16 protein-coding genes are annotated in these 19,752 nt (G+C 60.6%); 5 read left to right on the top strand and 11 right to left on the bottom strand.

The window, feature by feature from the left end:
* A partial coding sequence (locus ACTQX9_RS08695; RefSeq protein WP_441541248.1) for a transposase occupies nt 1-366 on the top strand: 366 nt, incomplete at its 5' end.
* Between the two features lie 134 nt (nt 367-500).
* On the opposite strand, the gene ACTQX9_RS08690 is transcribed toward ACTQX9_RS08695, so the two are convergent.
* The 7 genes from ACTQX9_RS08690 to aspS form a co-directional block, all read right to left on the bottom strand.
* A complete protein-coding gene (locus tag ACTQX9_RS08690) occupies nt 501-2,450 on the bottom strand; it encodes an FAD-dependent oxidoreductase (protein ID WP_441541246.1) in 1,950 nt (649 codons plus the stop codon).
* 102 nt (nt 2,451-2,552) lie between these two features.
* Nucleotides 2,553-2,753, bottom strand: a complete 201-nt coding sequence (locus ACTQX9_RS08685) for a hypothetical protein (protein WP_195443947.1) — start codon at nt 2,751-2,753, stop codon at nt 2,553-2,555.
* A 204-nt stretch (nt 2,754-2,957) separates the two neighbouring features.
* Nucleotides 2,958-5,285 carry a ferrous iron transporter B gene (gene feoB, locus ACTQX9_RS08680; protein WP_441541244.1) on the bottom strand — a complete coding sequence of 776 codons (2,328 nt, stop codon included), beginning with the start codon at nt 5,283-5,285 and terminating at the stop codon, nt 2,958-2,960.
* A 123-nt stretch (nt 5,286-5,408) separates the two neighbouring features.
* Nucleotides 5,409-5,630, bottom strand: a complete 222-nt coding sequence (locus ACTQX9_RS08675) for a FeoA family protein (protein ID WP_427728624.1) — start codon at nt 5,628-5,630, stop codon at nt 5,409-5,411.
* A 39-nt stretch (nt 5,631-5,669) separates the two neighbouring features.
* Entirely contained in the window at nt 5,670-5,912 is a 243-nt protein-coding gene (locus tag ACTQX9_RS08670; RefSeq protein WP_427747574.1) for a FeoA family protein, read from the bottom strand.
* 233 nt (nt 5,913-6,145) lie between these two features.
* On the bottom strand, nt 6,146-6,394 hold the full coding sequence (locus tag ACTQX9_RS08665) for an HPr family phosphocarrier protein (protein ID WP_427719814.1): 249 nt from the start codon (nt 6,392-6,394) through the stop codon (nt 6,146-6,148).
* Between the two features lie 357 nt (nt 6,395-6,751).
* Nucleotides 6,752-8,539 (bottom strand): aspartate--tRNA ligase, encoded by a 1,788-nt coding sequence (gene aspS, locus ACTQX9_RS08660; RefSeq protein ID WP_427729277.1) that lies wholly within the window; start codon nt 8,537-8,539, stop codon nt 6,752-6,754.
* Between the two features lie 257 nt (nt 8,540-8,796).
* On the opposite strand from aspS, the gene serB reads away from it, so the two are divergent.
* The 4 genes from serB (at nt 8,797) to ACTQX9_RS08640 (ending at nt 11,814) form a co-directional block, all read left to right on the top strand.
* On the top strand, nt 8,797-9,432 hold the full coding sequence (serB, locus tag ACTQX9_RS08655; protein WP_441541241.1) for a phosphoserine phosphatase SerB: 636 nt from the start codon (nt 8,797-8,799) through the stop codon (nt 9,430-9,432).
* A gap of 117 nt (nt 9,433-9,549) precedes the next feature.
* Nucleotides 9,550-10,332 (top strand): nickel pincer cofactor biosynthesis protein LarB, encoded by a 783-nt coding sequence (larB, locus tag ACTQX9_RS08650; RefSeq protein WP_441541239.1) that lies wholly within the window; start codon nt 9,550-9,552, stop codon nt 10,330-10,332.
* 10 nt (nt 10,333-10,342) lie between these two features.
* Entirely contained in the window at nt 10,343-11,272 is a 930-nt protein-coding gene (locus tag ACTQX9_RS08645) for a LarC family nickel insertion protein (protein WP_441541237.1), read from the top strand.
* A 2-nt stretch (nt 11,273-11,274) separates the two neighbouring features.
* Nucleotides 11,275-11,814 (top strand): TetR/AcrR family transcriptional regulator, encoded by a 540-nt coding sequence (locus tag ACTQX9_RS08640; RefSeq protein ID WP_304211247.1) that lies wholly within the window; start codon nt 11,275-11,277, stop codon nt 11,812-11,814.
* Nucleotides 11,815-12,117: 303 nt separating this feature from the next.
* Here the strand turns inward: ACTQX9_RS08640 and larD are convergent, their stop codons facing one another.
* The 4 genes from larD to hisS all read right to left on the bottom strand — a co-directional run bounded on the left by larD (nt 12,118) and on the right by hisS (nt 19,677).
* On the bottom strand, nt 12,118-12,849 hold the full coding sequence (gene larD / locus ACTQX9_RS08635) for a D/L-lactic acid transporter LarD (RefSeq protein WP_441541235.1): 732 nt from the start codon (nt 12,847-12,849) through the stop codon (nt 12,118-12,120).
* Between the two features lie 48 nt (nt 12,850-12,897).
* Entirely contained in the window at nt 12,898-14,175 is a 1,278-nt protein-coding gene (gene larA, locus ACTQX9_RS08630; RefSeq protein WP_427748316.1) for a nickel-dependent lactate racemase, read from the bottom strand.
* 1,117 nt (nt 14,176-15,292) lie between these two features.
* Nucleotides 15,293-18,106: a phosphoenolpyruvate carboxylase gene (locus tag ACTQX9_RS08625; protein WP_370450652.1), complete on the bottom strand. Its 2,814-nt coding sequence runs from the start codon at nt 18,104-18,106 to the stop codon at nt 15,293-15,295.
* Nucleotides 18,107-18,363: 257 nt separating this feature from the next.
* Nucleotides 18,364-19,677, bottom strand: coding sequence for a histidine--tRNA ligase (gene hisS / locus ACTQX9_RS08620; protein WP_427729192.1), 1,314 nt, complete (start codon nt 19,675-19,677; stop codon nt 18,364-18,366).
* Between the last annotated feature and the right edge of the window lie 75 nt (nt 19,678-19,752).

Below are 19,752 nucleotides of genomic sequence, written 5' to 3'. Positions count from 1 at the left end.
CGATGCCTCCTGACGGTGCCGGGCATCGGGCCCAAAACCGCTTCCGAGCTTGCGATCTCCATCGACATCGAAGACTTCCCCAGTCACGACAGGCTCGCGTCGTACTGCGGCCTGGCGCCGCGCAACCGCCAGTCGGGAACCTCGATCTCCTCGGTGACGGCATCGCGCCAAGGCAACAAGAGGCTGAAGAACCTGCTCATATTCTCATGCAACTGCCTTACCCGGACAGAGGGGAGATGGGGCGACTACTACACCAGGTGCCGAGGGCGGGGCATGTCGCACGGCAAGGCGCTCAAGGCGCTGGCGCGAAAGAGACTGAAGGTCATCTACGCGGTCATGCGAGACAGGGTGCCTTACGCAGCCTAGCCGAAACGCACCGAGCAGACTGAAGCCCACCGGCCTAATGGCTTGGCGTCAGCATGCCGCGATCCGGTCGCACGGAGAGCATTTCCCAGTTGACAAAACTATAGGAACACCCCCCTCATGCGCCAGGGGATTGATTAGAGCTCGCAGGCAATCTTGTAGCCGTCGCCGATGGCGTCGCGGATGTTGCCGCACTTGTTGGCATCGCCCAACACGTGGGTGGCAACGCCGGCAGCAGCAAGGTCGTCGGCCAACTTGGTATTGGGACGATAGCCCATGGCAAGCACCAGCGTATCGGCATCGGCGATGGTGTGAATCTCGCCATCCTTCTCGTAGCTGATGGTGTCCTCGGTAATCTCGGTCACCTTGGCCTCGGTCAGCACGTGGACGCCCTTGGAGAGCATGCGCGTGATGAGCACCGCGCGACCGGCACCGCCCTCGTTGGCGGCGAGCGTCTTGGTCATCTCGATGACGGTGACATCGCGATTGGCCGGCGACAGGTCGTTGACCAGCGGAGCCAGATAATCGGCCGTCTCGCAACCGACGGTGCCGCCGCCCACGATGACGATCTTCTTGCCCGGGAAAGCCTTGCCGCCCAGCAGGTCGTCAGCCGTCATAACCTGCTTAAAGCCCTGCATGAAGGCCGGAGCGATGGGCTCGGCGCCATAAGCCAGGACAGCCTCGTAGCCCGCGTAATCGCGCTGAATGTCCTCGGCCGAAAGCTCGGTACCAAAGACGCACGTGACGCCGGCCTCGGCCAGGCGACGGTACTGATACTTGATCACGCGGGTGAGTTCCTGCTTTGCCGGCGGAACGGCTGCGATGCGCATTTCGCCGCCCGGCTCATCCTGCTTGTCCACGAGCACCACGTTGTGGCCGCGCTTGGCGGCAATGTAGGCCGCCTCCATACCCGCGGGGCCGGCGCCCACGACGAGCACGTTCTTGGCCTCGGCGGCAGGCTCGTAGCCGGCCTCGTCGCGCTCCACGTCCGGGTTGACGGTGCAGGAGATGCGCTTGCCAAACATAATGCCGTTCAGGCAGCGCAGGCAGCCGATGCAGGGACGAATCTCGTCGGCGTTGCCGGCAGCCGCCTTGTTGCAGAACTCGGCATCGCACAGATTGGCGCGGCCCATCATGCAGATGTCGGCAGCGCCGTCCTCGATCAGCTCCTCGGCAATCCATGCCTCGTTGATGCGGCCCACGGTGGCAACGGGAATGTTCACATGCTTTTTGATCTCGCGCGAGCAAGCGGCGTGCGAAGCCTGCTGCGTGCCAGCGGCGGGAATTGCAGAGCCGCGCTTGATGGTGGTACCGCCCGACACGTGAATCATGTCGACGCCGGCCTTCTCCAGGCGACGCGAGACGTAGATCATGTCGTTGAGGGTCAGGCCGCCATCGGTGTACTCATCGCCCGAGATGCGGACGTCGATGATAAAGTCCTTGCCGCAGCGCTCGCGAATCTCGGCGATGACCTCGAGCAAGAAGCGCATGCGGGCGTCGAGCGAGCCGCCGTACTCATCGGTACGCTTGTTGTAGAGCGGGGTCAAAAAACCGCCGAGCATGCCGTGGGCGTGGGCCGCATGGACCTCGACGCCATCGACGCCGGCCTTCTGCATACGCACGGCAGCGTCACCGAACTGATGCGTGAGCTCGTGGATCTCATCGACCGTGATGGGGCGCGGCGCCTCGCGGGCATAGGAGGGGCCCACAAAGGACGGAGCGATCAGGCGCGGCGTGCCCGGAATGTTAAAGGCCATGTAGGCGGGGTGGAAGAGCTGCGGCATGATCTTGCAGCCGTACTCGTGGACGGCCGCGGCGAGCTTTTCCCAACCGGGGATAAACGAGTCGTCGTAGCAGCACATGTCACCCGGCAGATAGGTATAGGTGGGCTCGACCGTCACGACCTCGGTGATGATCAGGCCCACGCCGCCCTTGGCGCGGGCACGGTAGTGGTCGACCAGGTCTTCGGTCACGTAGCCATGGTCGGCCAGGTTGGTGGACACCGGCGGCATAAAGACGCGGTTCTTAACCTCGGTCGTACCGACCTTGATCGGGCTGAAGAGCATCGGGTAGGCGGAGGACTCCATACAGGGTTCCTTTCGTTTGAGCCGCTCGGCGGCAGTTGCTGACGTACCTATCGTACCAGCAACTGCCGTATCCGCAGTCAAACATGCCCAAACGCCGGTCGGCTAATGAATACCGCGACCCAAGTCTTCGGCGATTTTGTCTACGCCCTTAAGTGCAGCGCACGTCTTTTTGTTGGAGCAATGCCCCGTGCAAACGCCACCCTGAGCGCAGTCGGCGCAGGTGCCCTTGCGGTAGATGCGCACGCACACGGCGACAAACGCAACGCCGATAACAGCCAGTACAACAATATCGATAGGTGCCATAGCAAGCCTCCTTTAGTTAACCATCACTTACTTTACCCCATTCTCCACCTACCAAAAAGGGACAGGTTTATTTTGGTCGGTTTTATCTGCGGAAACGCCACATCTTACTTCTGGAGCAAAGCAATCTGTCCCCCATTACGCCAAAAAGCCCGAGTGTCGCTGGGACACCCGGGCTCGTGGAAAGGGGCTAATCCTTATTCGGACTTAAGCGGAAACTGCGGCGGAAGCAGTGCTGGTCTCGTCCTCGTCGGTCCACGCATGCGCAGGGATAGGACGGAAGATCTGGAAGAGCATCGCAACGAGCAGCACGATGGCCACAATCGTCCAGATACCAAACTGTCCCAACACAAACAGGTTGTAGAACTGGTTGATGAACAGGCCGATCACCCAAGCGAAGGCGCACTCGTAACCGATGGCAATCGCAGTCCATTTGCCCGAGTCCATCTGGTTGCGGATAGTGCCCATGGCGGCAAAGCACGGGGCGCACAGCAGGTTGAAGGCACCGAAGGCAACGCAAGCGCCCATGGTGGGGAACATGCCGGCAAACGCAGTCCACAGGCTCGGGTCAGTCTCGGCGGCGTCGGCGACGGACAGCAGCGAACCGGCGGTGGCGACGACGTTCTCCTTAGCCACAAGGCCAGAGACAGTCAGCGCAGTTGCCTGCCAGGTGCTAAAGCCGAGCGGGGCGAAGATCCAAGCGACCAGGTTGCCGAGCATGGCAAGCACGGAGTAGTCCATAAACTCCTCGGGGATGCCGTCCATCGCAGGCAGGAAGCCAAAGGAACCGTTGTAGCTTCCAAAGTTGGAGAGGAACCAAACGACGACGGTGGACGCGAAGATGACCGTGCCGGCCTTCTTGATAAAGGCCCAGCAGCGCTCCCACACGTGCAGCGCCCAAGAGCGGATCGCCGGGAAGTGGTAGGCGGGAAGCTCCATAACGAACGGCGTCGGGCGGCCGGCGAAGAGCTTGGTCTTCTTGAGCATAAGGCCCGAGGCGATGACGGCAAAGACGCCCAGGAAGTAGAAGAGCGGGCTGATCCACGCCGCGGTGGTGGAAGAATCACCGATGATGGAACCCATGAGCAGGGCGATGATCGGCAGCTTGGCGCCACAGGGAATAAACGTGGTGGTCATGACCGTCATGCGGCGATCCTTCTCGTTCTCGATGGTCTTGGTGGCCATGACGCCGGGGACGCCGCAGCCCGAGGACACGAGCATGGGGATAAAGGACTTACCGGACAGGCCAAAGCGGCGGAACACGCGGTCCATGATGAAGGCGACGCGGGCCATATAGCCGCAGTCCTCCAGGAAGGACAGCATCACAAAGAGCAGGAACATCTGCGGCACAAAGCCGAAGATAGCGCCCAAACCGCCGACGATGCCGTCGCAGACCAGCGAATCGACCAGGCCACCGTCTTCGGTGCCACCCGCCACAAGGGCATCGTGCACCACGGTGGTGATACCCGGGACATAGGGGCCGTACTGCGCTGGGTCAACCGAGTCGGCATCGTTGCCCGCAGCCTCGACGGCTGCATCGTAGGCGTCGCGGCCCTGACCGAGCACATACCAACCGTCGGTACCGAAGAGCTGGTCGTTGGTGAAGTCGGTCACCGTGCCACCTAAGGTGGAAACGGCGATGTAGTACACGCAGAACATGATGACCACAAAGATCGGCAGGCCCAGGATACGGTTGGTAACCACACGGTCGATCTTCTCGGAGGTGCTCATCTTGGCCGGAGCCTTGGTGAGGCACTCGTCGATGATGTGCGCGATGACGCCATAGCGCTCACCGGTAATGATGGACTCGGCGTCGTCATCGCAGTCCTGCTCGCACTGGGCGACCAGCTCTTCCACGCGAGCGGCCTTCTCCTTGGTGAGGTTGATGAGCTTGCAGGCGTCCGCATCACGCTCAAACAGCTTGACGGCATAATAGCGACGCTTGTTAGCGGGAACGCTCGCCGGCAGGTTGTTTTCGATGTGGTCCAGAACGTCCTCGATGGAGGAATCGAACTTGTGCTCCGGCACCTGGCCCTTGGAAGCAGCGGACTTCTTAACCTGCTCGAACAGTTCCTTAATACCCTTGTTCTTAAGGGCCGAAATCATCATGACCGGACAGCCGAGCTTCTTGGAGAGCTTGTCCGTGTCGATCTTGTCGCCGTTCTTCTCGACCAAGTCGGCCATGTTAAGGGCAACGACCACGGGTAGGCCGGTCTCGATAACCTGAAGCGCCAGGTACAGGTTGCGCTCGAGGTTGGTGGCGTCGACCACCTGAACGACGACATCGGGCTCGCCGCTCATGAGGTAATCGCGTGAGCATTGCTCCTCGGGGCTGTAGGGGGAAAGCGAGTAGATGCCGGGGAGGTCCGTGATGGTAACGTTCTTGTCGCTTAGGAGCTTGGCCTCCTTTTTCTCAACCGTGACGCCGGGCCAGTTGCCAACGTAGCCGTTGGCGCCGGTGATCAGGTTGAAAAGCGTGGTCTTGCCGCAGTTGGGGTTACCCGCCAGCGCGACATGGATCTGAGAATCCGCCATTCAATCCTTCTTCCTTGTGCGCCCGCGCTGCTTTCTCCGCGCGGGCTGGATGATGTGCTTCAAAATTGCTGCATTAAGTTAGAAAAATCTAACTTAATCTGCAGAAATATACGCCGTGGGCCCTTACTGGACCTCGACGACGGCCGCCTCCTCCTTGCGGATGGAAAGCTCGTAGCCGCGCACGTTGAGCTCGACCGGATCACCGAGCGGTGCAACCTTCACGACCTTGAACGAAGTACCCTTGATGAGCCCCAGGTCCATAAGGTGGCGGCGAAGTGCGCCCTCACCGTGAAGCTTGACGATGGTAGAGCTCTCGCCCACCTTAACGTCACCCAACGTCTTCATCCTCTTATCCCCCTTTCGGTTTTTATGAAATGCTGCAGATTAACCGACGGTCATGATGTGCATGGCAACCTTGGAATCGATGCCAAAGCGTGAGCCCAGCACTGTGACGATGATATTGGCGCCACTCGAGCTCACCACGTGGATCTCGCTGCCCTCGACAAAGCCGAGGTCCTTGAGACGGTGCTTTATGTCCTCATTGCCCTTTACACGAGACACGTGCACGGTTTCGCCCGCTTTTACCATAGAAAGCGGCATGGCCGGCATCTGCGGTCCGCAAGACATGAGTGAGCTCCTAACATCGGTTCGTCCTCAACATCGACGCGATAAAAGTTAACCGCGTCTATGTTCGTACTAGTAAACTAACACGTGGTTAACTTTTTGGAAAGGATCTCTATTCAGTTTTCGAAAAAGTTTCCCATATTAAACAAAGGCTCCGCAAAGACGGTCTCTTTGCGGTGCCTTGTCATACCAATGTATGCAACAGAGGGGACTCTCCCCTTTTTACATTGTTCCGCTTAGAGTGAGAGATTTCTGATCGATGTGACGCAGGAGGCCTCATCCACGCCCGAAACACGAAAGACGACGCTCTCACCGCACTCACCATAGAGGGCCATGAGTCCCATGATATCGCGGCCATCCGTGTGGCGATCGCCGATGCTGACCGACACGTCACTACGATGCTTGGCGATAATGTCATAGAGAAGCGCAACCGGGCGGGCATGTAGTCCCAACGGATCTTTAATCGTCTTTGTAAACTCGACCATGTCCCCTCCCGCAGCATCGCACATTTGGCCGGCCAAACCCAGCCACGTGGTAGTTATTGTAGCGTTAGATGCTTGTCGAGAGCGGGACGGAAACCACATCCCACTTCGAGTGTCAACGATGGGGCACAGTTTCCGTTAGACAGCTCAACCGGAAACTGTGCCCCATTATTTTGCCGAATTCTGGGCCGCGCTTTCCCAGAGGGCCCCCTTTGGGAAAGCGCGGCCCATTCTGGACGCAGATTCCGGGACGCACTTTCCGCGACGTCCGGTCACCCTATGCCCTCGCAACGCCCGCGCATAAAAAACGAGGGGAGGCACGCGTCCTTCCCTCGTTAGAGACAATATGTAGCCGCTCGCCTACATCAAGCGCAGGCTGACGTCCTTGAGCTGGGCTCCGGAAACGGCACTCGGGGCGCCCGACATAAGGTCGGAGCCGCTGGCCGTCTTGGGGAACGCCATGACGTCGCGGATGGAATCGGAGCCAGTAAGCAGCATGCACACGCGGTCCAGACCCAGGGCAAAACCGCCCATCGGGGGCGCACCAAACTTGAGCGCCTCCATGAGGAAGCCAAACTGCGACTCGGCGCGCTCCTCGGTAAAGCCCAGGAGCTTGAGCATGGACATCTGCATCTCGGCGTTATGGATGCGCATGCCACCGCCGCCGGCCTCAAAACCGTCCATGACAAAGTCGTAGGTGCAGGAACCGGCAGCCAACGGGTCGGCCTCGATCTTGGCGATGTCGGTCTCGGTCGGCAGAGTGAACGGCTGGTGCTCGGCTGCATAGGCCTTGCGGTCCTCATCCCAGTGGAACAGCGGGAAGTTGACGACCCACAGGAAGTCGTGCCCCTCGCGTTTGATCTCGAGTGCGTTGGCCATGTGAGAGCGCATGCCGCCCAGGATCTCGTCAGAGAGCAGGCGCGGGCCGGCGGCGAACATCACGAGGTCGCCAGGCTCGACGTTCATGCGCTCGCGCAGAGCCGCCATCTCCTCGTCCGAGAAGAACTTGACGATGGGGCTGTTGATGGAGCCGTCCTCGCGGAAAGCGATCCAGGCCAGACCCTTGGCGCCAAACGTGGAGGCCACGCCGGCGAGCTTATCGATCTTGGCACGTGCCCAGGCACCGGCGCCCTTGGCGTTGATGGCCTTGACGACAGAGCCCTCCTCGTTTGCGGCAGTCGCAAAGACCTTGAACTTGGAGTTGGCAAAGATGTCGGTCAGATCGACCAGATGCATGCCATAGCGGGTATCGGGCTTGTCGGAGCCATAGGTGTCCATGGCCTCCCAGTAGTCCATGCGACGCAGCGGCGTGGGCATCTCGACACCCATGCGACCGAAGGCGTCGGCCAAGACCTCTTCGAGTGCGCTCATGACGTCGTTCTGGTCCACGAAGGACATCTCGATATCGACCTGGGTGAACTCGGGCTGACGGTCGGCACGCAAGTCCTCGTCGCGGAAGCACTTGGCAACCTGGTAGTAGCGCTCGACGCCACCGACCATGAGCAGCTGCTTTAGGAGCTGCGGGGACTGCGGCAGGGCGTAGAAGTTACCCGGCTGAATACGGCTGGGAACGATGAAGTCTCGAGCGCCCTCGGGCGTGGACTTGAACAGGGAGGGCGTCTCGACCTCCATGAACTCACGGTTGTGAAGCGCCTCGCGAATGGCAAAGGTGAAGTCGGAGCGCAGCTTGAGGTTAGCCATCATCTCGGGACGACGGAGGTCCAGATAGCGATAGCGCAGACGGGTGTCCTCGCTGGTCTCGATGCCGTCCTCGATCTGGAACGGCGGGGTGACGGACGTGTTGAGCACCTCGGCGTGGTCGGTCAGGACCTCGATCTCGCCGGTCGCGAGCTTGGCGTTGGTGGTTTCCTCGCCACGGGCGCGCACGACGCCGTGAATCTTGATGGGCCACTCGGGACGCATGGTCTCGGCGATCTTAAAGGCATCGCCGTCGGAGTGCTCGGGGTCGAAGGTAAGCTGCGTGATGCCCTCGCGGTCGCGAAGGTCGCAGAAGATAAGGCCGCCGTGGTCGCGGCGACGGCTCACCCAACCGGTGAGGGTGACCTCTTCGCCCACGTTCTCGCGGCGAAGCTCGCCGCAGGTACGGGTGTGCATGGAATGCTCGTCGATGGGACGGGTCTGGCTCATACCAGTGATCCTCCTTTATGGATCTGTGCCGCCCCGTGTCGTTCCGGGCGGCGTCGTACAGATTTGCCCAGCCTGCGTAAACCGCGCAGCCGGACATGGCGTTCTATCTTATCGCACCCGCGCCGATGTACCGCGAAAAAGTGGCTCCCGCTCAAAGACTTGACGGAGACGAAACAATTGACGCGGCCTGGCCGTCGCCAAGGCGCGCCGCGTGCGACAATGTGCCTACAATACAACTGCACTCGGAAAGGCCCGCCATGACTGCACGCCTCATCGTTATGGATATCGATTCCACGCTCATCAACCAGGAGGTCATCGACCTGTTGGGCGAGGAAGCAGGCGTGGGCGGGCAAGTTGCGCGGATCACCGAACACGCCATGCGCGGCGAGCTCGACTTTAAGCAGGCGCTCGAGGAGCGCGTGGGCCTGCTTGCCGGCTTGGACGAGAGCGTTTTCGAGCGCACCTTTGAGCGCGTGACGTTTACCCCCGGCGCACTGGAGCTTGTGCGCTCGGCGCACAGCAAAGGCTGGAAGGTCGGCGTGGTAAGCGGCGGCTTCCACGAGGTCGCCGACAAGATCGTGGCCGCTGCGGGCATCGATTTTTGCCTGGCCAACCGCCTGGAGGTCGTAGACGGCAAGCTCACGGGCAAGCTGGCGGCAGACATTGTGACCAAGGAATCCAAGCTCATCCAGCTGCTGGATTGGGCGGTTGAGTGCGGTGTCGATATGGCCCATACCGTGGCAATCGGCGACGGTGCCAACGACATCCCCATGATCCAGGCCGCGGGCACGGGCATCGCATTTTGCGCCAAGCCCAAGACGCGCGAGGCCGCTCCGTTTGCCATCGACGAGCGCAACCTGATGCTCGCCATGGATATCATCCTGCGTGACTAGCCGATCCATCTAACAACAGAATCAAATTCCCTATATCTAGTTTCCGAACAATTTTGTCTTAGTGTTCGGGAACATACCCTTTGAGTGCTAGACTTTGCGCCGTCGAAGGGAAGATATATGGATAAGCGAGATCTAGAGCAGCTGCTGAGCGATGTTGCCGACGGAGCAGTCACCCCGGCAGTCGCCCTTACGCGCATCCAAACGGCGCCAACCGCCGATCTGGGTTTTGCGCAGCTCGATCTTTCGCGCGGGGTGCGCCAGGGGGCCGGTGAGGTTGTCTACGGCGCCGGTAAAACCGCCGAGCAGATTGCCGCCATTATCAAAGCGCTGCGCGATGCCGGTCAGGAGCGCACCCTGGTTACGCGCCTGGATGCCGAAAAAGCAGCCCGCACCTCGGAGCTTCTCGACAACGGGATCGACCTGGGATATGTCCCGAACGCCCAGCTCGCCCTCGTAGGCGGCAAGCCCTCCCCTACCGGTAACGGACGCATCGTTGTCGCCTGCGCCGGCACGAGCGACTTGCCCGTCGCCGAAGAAGCCGCGTTGACGGCCGAGTTCTACGGCAACGAGGTCGACCGCCTCTACGACGTAGGTGTCGCCGGCCTGCACCGTCTGCTCGCGCATGCCGAGGAACTTGCCCAGGCACAGGTGGTCATCGCCATCGCCGGCATGGAGGGCGCGCTGGCGAGCGTTATCGGCGGTCTGGTAAGCTGTCCGGTCATCGCCGTTCCCACCAGCGTGGGCTACGGCGCGAGCTTTGGTGGCGTAGCCGCGCTGCTCGCCATGCTCAACTCCTGCGCCAGCGGCGTTTCGGTCGTCAATATCGACAATGGCTTTGGTGCCGCCTACCAGGCAAGTCTTATCAATCATCTGTGCACCGGAACACCTTGTGCCCGTTAAGGAGCATTCCATGTCCAACCATCAGCATACGCTTATCATCGACGGCACCTCGGGCATCAGCGGCGATATGACCGTCGCGGCCCTGCTCGACCTGGGCGCCAGCGAGGAGCACCTGCGCGAACAGCTCGCCACGCTGCCGGTCGACGGCTTTACGATCGCCGTCACGCGTGCAAACAAGCATGGCATCGACGCCTGCGACTTTGACGTTCAGTTGGCAGAGGAGCTCGAGAACCACGACCACGACATGGCCTGGCTCTTTGGCAACGAAACAGCTGCCGAGCACACGCACGAGCATGAGCACCACCATCATGACCATGGCGGACATGAACACGAACACTGCCACGAGCATACGCACGAGCATGACCACGAGGCTCACGACCATGGCCACGAGGACCATCACCACGCCCACCACCATCACCACCGCTCTTTGGCGGACGTCACCGCCATCATCGACGGCTCACAGCTAAGCGATGGCGCCAAGCGTCGTGCCCTCGCCATCTTTACCGCGCTCGCTGCTGCCGAGGCCAAAGCTCACGGCAAAACGCCCGACACCGTCATGTTCCACGAGGTGGGCGCCATCGACTCCATCGTCGACGTCTGCTCGGTCGCCATCTGCCTCGACGACCTGGGCATTGAGGATGTTGTGGTCGAGTCGCTCTCCGAGGGTCACGGCACCATCCGCTGCGCCCACGGCCTCATGCCCATTCCCGTCCCCGCTGTCGTCAACCTGTGCCAGGCAGGCAATATCGCCCTCACGCCTGCACCGGTCGCCGGCGAGCTCGTGACGCCAACGGGCGCCGCCATCGTCACCGCGCTGCGCACGTCCGACCAACTGCCCTCACGCTACCACATCGAAGCCGTCGGCTACGGCGCCGGCAAACGCCCCTACGAGGGTTGCTCCGGCACGCTCCGCTGTCTGCTCGTTCACGCGGACGCATAGCCATGGATGCCCGCAAGGCAAAAAGCCGCGCTGCCATCGTTGCGGCGTTCTCCGAGCTCCTGCGCGAAGAGGACTACGGCAAGATTGCCGTTGGCGACATCATCGCTCGCGCCCATGTGGGTCGGGCAACGTTCTACGGCCTCTTCAAGAGCAAAGATGACCTGCTCGCTGAGTTCGTGTGCGATATCTGCACCCATGCCCTCGACGATGACGGTACACCCCTCAATGACCCGCTCGTACAGGTCGAGCATATCCTCAACAACCTCTGGGATCGTCGTCAGGGCGTACGCGCCCTCGTAGCCGGCGCCGGCTCGCGCGTCTTCGCCGACTGTCTCCGCAAGACCATCATGTCGCGCGCAGCCGAAACCGTCCCTGTCGACCCCGCAGGCCCCGCCAGCACCATGGATCGCAACTTCCTCCTCCACCACATAGCCTCAAGCTTCGTAGCCACCGTCCAATGGTGGGCCTGGCACAACTTCCAAGCCGACAAGGCCGACGTAGCCAAAGACTACCTCTCAGCCATAAAACCCCTCTTCACCTAAGTAAGAGGCTCATCCCAGAGCATTGCCCCAACCCAAGGCGCCCGCGCATCCCAACGTGTCACTCGCACTTCAACGCCCCCCCAACAGCGACAAGCCCCTCCCATCCAAATTCAGAAATATGTTGGGTTGCTTGTACGAACGCAACAAAGACCCCTCAGCTGTCCGCATGGGGTGACTTCCCAGCGCATTCCACAGGACGAAAGAACCCCCGCCGCACGAAGTGCGCAGCGGGGGTTCTTTCATGTCCGAGGACGCGCTGGGAAGTTACCCCATGCGGCCAGCGGACAACTATGTGGCCTTGGACTAGAACATGCCCAAGAAACCGTGCACAAACAGCGCGGCCAGAGCGGCACCGATAAACGGAGCGATGCCAGGAACGAGCAGGCCGTACTTCCAGTTGTTGTCAGCCTTGTTCTTGATCGGCAGTACCTGATAGGCCATGCGAGGACCAAGGTCGCGTGCCTGGTTCATGGCGAAGCCGGTGATGCCACCCATGCCCATGCCAACGGCCCAAACGATCAGGCCGACGCAGATAGCGAGCATCAGAACGTTCTCGCCGGCGCGGCTAGCGGCAGCAAGGATGGCGCTGATGAACACAAAGGTGCAGATAGCCTCACAGAAGAAGTTGCGGGCATAGTTCGTGCCCTCGGTGGTGGGGTTGGTCGAGAAGATGTTGCGCTGGGCAATGGGGTCGACAACGCCCTCGGAAGCCTTGAACTCATCGGTATACATAAACCAAGCGATTACGGCGCCCACAAAGCCGCCGAGCATATCGGCAATCATGAAGGGGATGCAGCTGCTCCACGGCACCAGACCGACGATGCACTGGGCAAGCACCATAGCCGGGTTCATGCACACGGCGCCGCCAAAGACAAACAGGCAGACCGAGATGCCAAAAGACCAGGTGGTGATGGCAAACATGTGGCCGGAGCCCTGATACTTGGTGCCCTTAAGCACGGTATCGCAGTGTACGCCCACGCCAAAGATGATCATGAGGGCCGTTGCACCGAATTCGCTGAGAAGTTTGGTAAGCATAAACCTTATCTTTCTTGTCGGTAACAAACGATTCGTTTAGGCCGCGCGCTAGTGCTGAGCGACGACAACGCCCAGGCCATCGGGAATGACGGCTACCTTGGCATCGGCACCCTTCATTTCAAAGGCGAGCTTGAGCGCCTCCTCGAGGGTGTTGACCGGCGTCATATGCATATCCTTGAGCATCTGGTGATCGCACAGGTCGGTGACCATGATCACAGGGTGATGCGCCAGGATGCGGGCAAAGATCTGGCTCGTCCACTGGTCGGGCAGGGTCTCGTCCTTAGGACGGTCGATGCAGGCGCGCTCAAACTCTGCCGGATCGTTGTCAGCGATGTTGTGATAGAAGCCCTCGCCACCGTGACCGTCGGCGCAACCGGCGACATCGATGATCACGCCGCCCTCGGGAAGTGTGGCCTCGGCAGCGCACATGCCCTTCACGGCCTGATAGACGTTCTGATCGAGCGGATAGCCACCGTTGGTGGTGATGGCAATCTCGCACTCGACAGGCTCAACGCCGGCAAGGCTCTTCACAAACTCGCAGCCGGCCTCGTGCGCCTTGTGAATGTCGCCGGCAAAGGAGCCGATGACCTCGTGCTTGCCGTTGAGCACCACGTTGAGCACAAAGGCAAGGTGAGCCATCTCGGCAGCGGCAAACATGTCCTCGCTCACGTGGTTGTGGCACAGGTTGCCGGCGCGCGAATGGGAATCGTTCACAAACTGGCCGTTGTGGTTGTACATGATGGTCTTGTAGCTGGCGATGCCGGGCAGCACGGACTTGCGGCTGCCAGAAAAACCGGCAAAGAAGTGCGGCTCAATGAAGCCCTCGGCAAGCAGTAGATCGCAATCGGCGGCAATCTTGTTGATGATGCACTCGCCACCAGAAGGCAGGGTGCCAATCTTTTCCATCATGCTGTCGTCGGTCGCGACGTGCATGACAATTTCTTCGTTGGCAACGATCTCCTCGCCATACTTGTTGACGAGCTCCTCGTGCGTCGATGGACGATGCATACCCGTAGCAACCAGAATGCGAACGCGCGCCTCAGGCGCAGCGGAGTGGATGTGATGCAGCAGAATAGGCATCGTCACACGCGAGGGAACGGGGCGCGTATGGTCGGAGCTAATGATGACAATATCCTTCTTGCCAGCGCAAAGCTCCTCGAGCGAAGGCGATCCATAAGGGTTGGCAAGCGACTCCTCTACCAGCTCTTCCTGCGATTTTGCAGTCTTAAACTCGTTTTGGTGACCTTCCATCACACCCGCGAAGTTCTTATCCTCGAGCTCCAGATGCAATGTCTTGTGGTCAAACGGCAGTTCACATTCAAACAATGACGAGCGCCCTCTTCCTTTCAACTGACACACTAGATAAACCGTTGGAAGGATACGCCGCTCACCGAAAAACGCCACCGTCCACCGAGTCGTTAACAAAACGTTCATATTTGACTCACAACAAAACGGCCGCGACCCCAAGAGGGACCGCGGCCTCCTGTCAAAGAAGCTATAGGCAGGGTGGCTTACGCAGCGCCGAGGCAAACATCAATCCTGTGGCATGCGCGTGTAAGCTATCTTGCATAAATAGGTCAATATACTGCATAGAATGACGCATTGGGTTTCGAACCGCAACATGGTAGCCCCCTCCGGAGCGTGCATTTTTGCGAGTATTCAGCATCGCAAGATAAGATTTTCGTGTCAAAAGTCTTTCAAAAGGTAGATCGTCCTCATGACTCGTCCCATCTGGATAACATGCGGCGAGAAACCAGCCGTATATGAGCATCGCCAAGGCCCAATTGTCTTGCAAAATCATCAACAAAGGCAGCGAGGGCCGGCTATGGCCTTATGCATCGATCTTTGGCTGCTGAAAACTCCGTTTTTTGCACGTCGCCCCAGGCACCACCCTCACCCAGCGGCCTTCCGCCGAAGCTGGACATCGCAAGGCCCGCCATAAGTTTACTTTTAGGCACACTCCGCAGGACGCAAGAAGCCCTCGCCGCACTCCACGCTTTGCGCGAAGCGCGCCATTCTTCTCCTCAGCTTTAATTCCAGAGGACCGAGGACGAAGGGGCCCGACGGGCTTCCCTCTGAATGCATTCCGCAGCACGAAGCCCTTTCCAAACGCGCGAAGCGCGCCATTATTCCCCCAGCAGTAATCCGCCGAAGACCGGACATCGCAGGGCCCGCCATCAGTTTACTTTTAGGCACACTCCGCAGGACGCAAGAAGCCCTCGCCGCACTCCACGCTATGCGCGAAGCGCGCCATTCTTCTCCTCAGCTTTAATTCCAGAGGACCGAGGACGAAGGGGCCCGACGGGTTTCCCTCTGAATGCATTCCGCAGCACGAAGCCCCCTTATCCGCAGCTCCGAAGGAGCAGGATAAGGGGGCTTCAAGTGCGAGGACGCATTCAGAGGGAAACCCGTCGGGCCCCGGTGAGAGCCACAGGGCTATCGATTACCCCGTGTTCTGCAGACCTGCCGAGACGCCGGTCACAGTCGAAAGAATCAGGCTCATGTACTCGGCCTTCTTCTCCTCGGCCATCTCGTCCTGGTTCATACGCACCTCGCGGAGGGCGCGGACCTGGGCGATGGACAGGGCGTCGACGTAGGGGTTACGCACGCGAACGGCACAGCCGAGCACGCGACGACGCTGCAGCGGCCACTCGTCACCGACGATGGCAAGGACCCACTTACGGGTGAGCTGCATCTCGGTAAAGACCTTCTTGGACAGATCATCGCGGTCGCCCAGATGCAGATACATCTTGGCAATGCGCTGATCGGTCTTAGCAATCGACATCTCGATGTTATCGATAAAGGTGCGGAAGAACGGCCACTCCTGGTAGGCAGCCTTGAGCTGGTCAAGATCGCCCAGCTGCTCGCAGGCGGTGCCCAGGCCGTACCAAGCGGCCAGGTTAATGCGTGCCTGGCTCCAGCTGAAAATCCACGGAATGGTACGCAGGTCGTCGAGCGACTTGGCACCCAAGCCGCGCTTGGCGGGACGCGAGCCGATCGGCAGCAGACCGACCTCGGTCAGCGGCGTCACAGTCGAGAACCACGGTGCAAAGTCCTCGGTGTTCAGCAGGTCCAGATAGCGCTCGTGGCTTGCGGCGTTGAGTTTCTCGGCCATATCCCAGAACTTCTGCGTGGTCTCGGTGTTGGTCTTCTCGACGCTCGGGGCCGACTGCAAAAGCGTTGCGGCGGCAACGGACTCAACATGGCGCTGAGCCAGCGTGCGGTTGCCGTAACGGGCAAAGATGACCTCACCCTGCTCGGTGAGCTTAAAGAAGCAGTTGACCGAACCCTTGGGCTGCGCCAGTACGGCCTTGTTGGCCGGGCCGCCACCACGGCCCACGGCGCCGCCGCGACCGTGCATGAGCACCAGGTCGATATCGTTCTTCTCGGCCCACTTGGCGATGCGCTCCTGCGCGGAGTGCAACGCAAGCATGGCCGTGGTAGGACCGGCATCCTTGGAGGAGTCGGAGTAGCCCAGCATAACCTCCATGCGGCGGTTGGTCTGGGCAAGACGCTTCTGCACCACGGGCAGCGTAAGCATCTGGTCGAGCACGTCGACGCAGCCCTCGAGGTCCTCGAGCTGCTCGAACAGCGGGATCACGTCGAGCTCGGGAACGTCCTCCTCGTGTGCGAAGGACAGGTGGGCCAGCTCAAAGACGTCGGCCACATGCTGGGCACTCTTGGTAAACGAGATGATGTAGCGGTGTGCCATCTTCTTACCGTAGCGCTTTTGGATGGAGCCGATAGCGCGGAAGGTGTCGATGACCTCGCGCGTCATGGGCTGCAGGTCGCCATGGATACCGTTTTCGTGGATGTCCTTGAGGGCGCGGGCATGCACCACGGAGTGCTGACGGAACTCCATCTCGACCATATGGAAGCCGAAGGACTCGACCTGCCAGATGATGGTCTGCACCGGGCCGTAGGCGGCACGGACGGCACCGCAGGCAGCCAGCGAACGCTGAACGACGCGCAGGTCATCCAGAAACTCGTCGGCGCTGTGATACATGGTGTCGGTGATACGGCGTACGGTGGCGTTCAGACGGTCGGCCATGACGAGCATGACGGCGCGATGCGGCTCGTGCTCGGAGATAAGCTCGGCGCGGGCCGTGTAATGCGCACTCATCTCGACCTGATGGTTCCACAGGTTGATGAGCTCGGCAGACGGCTTGCTGTAGGTGGCCTCGAGCGTGAGGTTGCGGCCGATGCGGCGGCACTTGTCCTCGAGCTTGAGCACCATGTGGGTGAAGTACTTGGCGGCGACCTCACGGCTCACCTTGGCGGTAACGTTGGGGTTACCGTCGCGGTCGGAACCGATCCAGCTGCCGGGATGGAAGAACGCCGGGCACAGCGGCGGCACGGTACCGGCCTTGTCACCCAGCACCCAGTCGTCAAAGCGACGATAGATGACGGGGATGACGTCGAACAGCGTGTTATCGAAGATGTCGATGATGGTATCGGCTTCCTCGACCGGCGTGGGCTTCTTGAGCGCGATGGGGCTCGTACGCACCAGGGCGTCGATCTCCTGCAGCATATGGCGCTCGTTCTCCACCAGGTCGGAGCCGCCCAGACGCGGACGCTCCTCCAGCAGGTTAGAGATACGGCGAATCTTGCCCTCGACGGCCTTGCGACGGGCCTCGGTGGGATGCGCGGTAAAGACGGGATGGAACTCAAGCTTACCGAGCAGCTCGTTGGCGCCCTCGACACCCATCTCATCCACCAGCTGGTGATAGGCGACGGTGAGTTCGTTGGCGGGATCGACCTCGGTATCGGTCGATGCGCCGGCCTCACGCTCGCGCAGCTGCTTCACACGGTAGTTCTCCTCCGACAGGTTTGCCAGATGGAAGAAGCTCGTAAAGGCACGGACGATAACCTGCTGCTTATCGAGCGGTAGGCTGTCGATCAAATCGACGACCTCGCGAAACGCCACAGCAGTGGGCTCGTCGGCGGTGGGCACGCCCTGCTCGTCGACGGCCTCGTCGGCGGCACGGCTACCGGGGTTGCCGGCATTGGCCACGATCTCGGCCGACAGAATCTTGTCGAACAGGTCCGCGATCTCGGGATCATACTCGCTAAGCACACGGCGCTCCAGGCGCAGGAACAGCGCAAGGTTGTCGCGCAGCTCCTCGGGAATCTCAATCTCGGCGAGACGCTCCCTGGACTCGGCATTCGAGCCGATTCGGTTAACGAGGCGGTTGACCACGGCAGCGACGCGCGCCGCGGCTTCGGGTACAGACTGGTTGCTTAGGTTCTCAGCCACGTTTCCTCCCATTCCTCCTTCTATGCACGTAACATGCGGTATTCATTATAGGCACTTGAGAAACACTTTCGATACTGATTGCGCTTTACCACACAAAAGTATTTTCTGCATTGCAAGGCTTTTTGCCCCAAATGGTCGTATTTCTCGGTGGGCGGCATATGCAAACGGGGACATTCCGCATAAAAGCGAAACACCCCCGTAACAATCGTTCGCCGCGAGCGGGACGCGTTAGCGGACCTGCAGCTCAAAATGATGCCCTACAGGCGCTCGCGCACCGCCTCGACAACGTTGGCCAGATCGACCAGTACCTCGTCATGGCTCTGCATGTCGCGCACCTTGACCTTGCCGGCGGCAAGCTCGTCGCCGCCCAAGACCAAAATGAGCTTGGCACCCACCTTGTCGGCCTGCTTAAACTGAGCCTTGAGCGAACGACCCTGATAGTCTGCCTCGGTCACGATGCCTGCGGCGCGAAGCTTCTGCGTAATGGCAAAAACGTTCTGACGCAGTTCCTTGCCGGCGTTGGCAACGTAGACACACGGAGCCTCATCGGCACCCAGGTCGCTGCCAAAGGCCTGCAGGGCCAGCAGGGCGCGCTCAAAACCGACGGCGAAGCCGACACCGGCCGTGGGCTTGCCGCCCTCGAGCTCGACCAGGCCGTCGTAGCGGCCGCCGCCACCGATGGAGCCGACGCCGGCGCCGGGGGCCTCGACCTCAAAGACGGTACGGGTGTAGTAGTCCAGGCCGCGCACCAGGGTGGGATCCTCGACATACTCGATGCCGGCGGCATCCAGATAGCGCTTAACCTGCTCGTAGTGCTCGCGGCACTCGTCGCACAGGTTGTCACCCATCAGCGGGGCCTCGGCCATGATCTCGCGGCAATGGTCGTTCTTGCAGTCGAAGGCGCGCAGCGGGTTGAGCTCGGCGCGCTCGCGGCACTCATCGCACATCTCGTCGGCGTGATCGAGAATGAACTGCTTGACCTGCTCGCGATAGGCCGGACGGCACTGGGCATCACCCATCGAGTTAATGAGCAGACGGAGCTTGGAAAGATCGAAGCCCAGACGCTTGTAGAACTCCATGAGCATAATGATGCACTCGGCGTCCGCAGCCGGATCGGGAGCACCGAGCCACTCGATGCCCACCTGATGAAACTGACGCAGGCGGCCCTTCTGGGGGCGCTCGCCGCGGAACATGGCCTCGGCATAGTAGGCCTTAAACGGCGTGGAGCCCTGGGGCACCAGGTTGTTCTCCACGACGGCGCGCACCACGCCGGCAGTGCCCTCGGGACGAAGCGCCAAGCGCTGTTTGGGCTTGAGCTTGGCATCGGTGCCCTCGGTAAAGACACGTTCCAGGTTGGCGCCGCTAAACACGCGGAACATCTCCTTGCGCACGACATCGGTCGACTGGCCGATGCCGTGGACAAACACGTCCACCTGCTCGATCGCGGGCGTCTCGATGGGCTTAAAGCCAAACGGCTCGAACACGCCGGCAGCGATCCGCTGCATCTTTTGCCAGGCGCGCATCTCGGCGCCGATAAGGTCGCGGGTTCCCTCCGCCTTCTGTGCCTGCATGGGCAAACACCTTTCTTTTAGTATCGCGTCATAGGTAGTGGTCATTATACGGCACAAAAACAAAACGCGGCGACG

Source organism: Collinsella sp. LCP19S3_F2 (genome assembly GCF_052121015.1).
GTDB lineage: Bacteria > Actinomycetota > Coriobacteriia > Coriobacteriales > Coriobacteriaceae > Collinsella.
The sequence above is the reverse complement of the archived record's forward strand: the minus strand, read 5'-3'. Positions and strand labels throughout refer to the sequence as shown.

What these genes read in the sequence shown, in the direction of transcription:
- ACTQX9_RS08690 (WP_441541246.1), bottom strand. Translation starts at nt 2,450, where the DNA reads ATGGAGTCCTCCGCCTACCCGATGCTCTTCAGCCCGATCAAGGTCGGT.
- ACTQX9_RS08685 (WP_195443947.1), bottom strand. Translation starts at nt 2,753, where the DNA reads ATGGCACCTATCGATATTGTTGTACTGGCTGTTATCGGCGTTGCGTTT.
- feoB (WP_441541244.1), bottom strand. Translation starts at nt 5,285, where the DNA reads ATGGCGGATTCTCAGATCCATGTCGCGCTGGCGGGTAACCCCAACTGC.
- ACTQX9_RS08675 (WP_427728624.1), bottom strand. Translation starts at nt 5,630, where the DNA reads ATGAAGACGTTGGGTGACGTTAAGGTGGGCGAGAGCTCTACCATCGTC.
- ACTQX9_RS08670 (WP_427747574.1), bottom strand. Translation starts at nt 5,912, where the DNA reads ATGTCTTGCGGACCGCAGATGCCGGCCATGCCGCTTTCTATGGTAAAA.
- ACTQX9_RS08665 (WP_427719814.1), bottom strand. Translation starts at nt 6,394, where the DNA reads ATGGTCGAGTTTACAAAGACGATTAAAGATCCGTTGGGACTACATGCC.
- aspS (WP_427729277.1), bottom strand. Translation starts at nt 8,539, where the DNA reads ATGAGCCAGACCCGTCCCATCGACGAGCATTCCATGCACACCCGTACC.
- serB (WP_441541241.1), top strand. Translation starts at nt 8,797, where the DNA reads ATGACTGCACGCCTCATCGTTATGGATATCGATTCCACGCTCATCAAC.
- larB (WP_441541239.1), top strand. Translation starts at nt 9,550, where the DNA reads ATGGATAAGCGAGATCTAGAGCAGCTGCTGAGCGATGTTGCCGACGGA.
- ACTQX9_RS08645 (WP_441541237.1), top strand. Translation starts at nt 10,343, where the DNA reads ATGTCCAACCATCAGCATACGCTTATCATCGACGGCACCTCGGGCATC.
- ACTQX9_RS08640 (WP_304211247.1), top strand. Translation starts at nt 11,275, where the DNA reads ATGGATGCCCGCAAGGCAAAAAGCCGCGCTGCCATCGTTGCGGCGTTC.
- larD (WP_441541235.1), bottom strand. Translation starts at nt 12,849, where the DNA reads ATGCTTACCAAACTTCTCAGCGAATTCGGTGCAACGGCCCTCATGATC.
- hisS (WP_427729192.1), bottom strand. Translation starts at nt 19,677, where the DNA reads ATGCAGGCACAGAAGGCGGAGGGAACCCGCGACCTTATCGGCGCCGAG.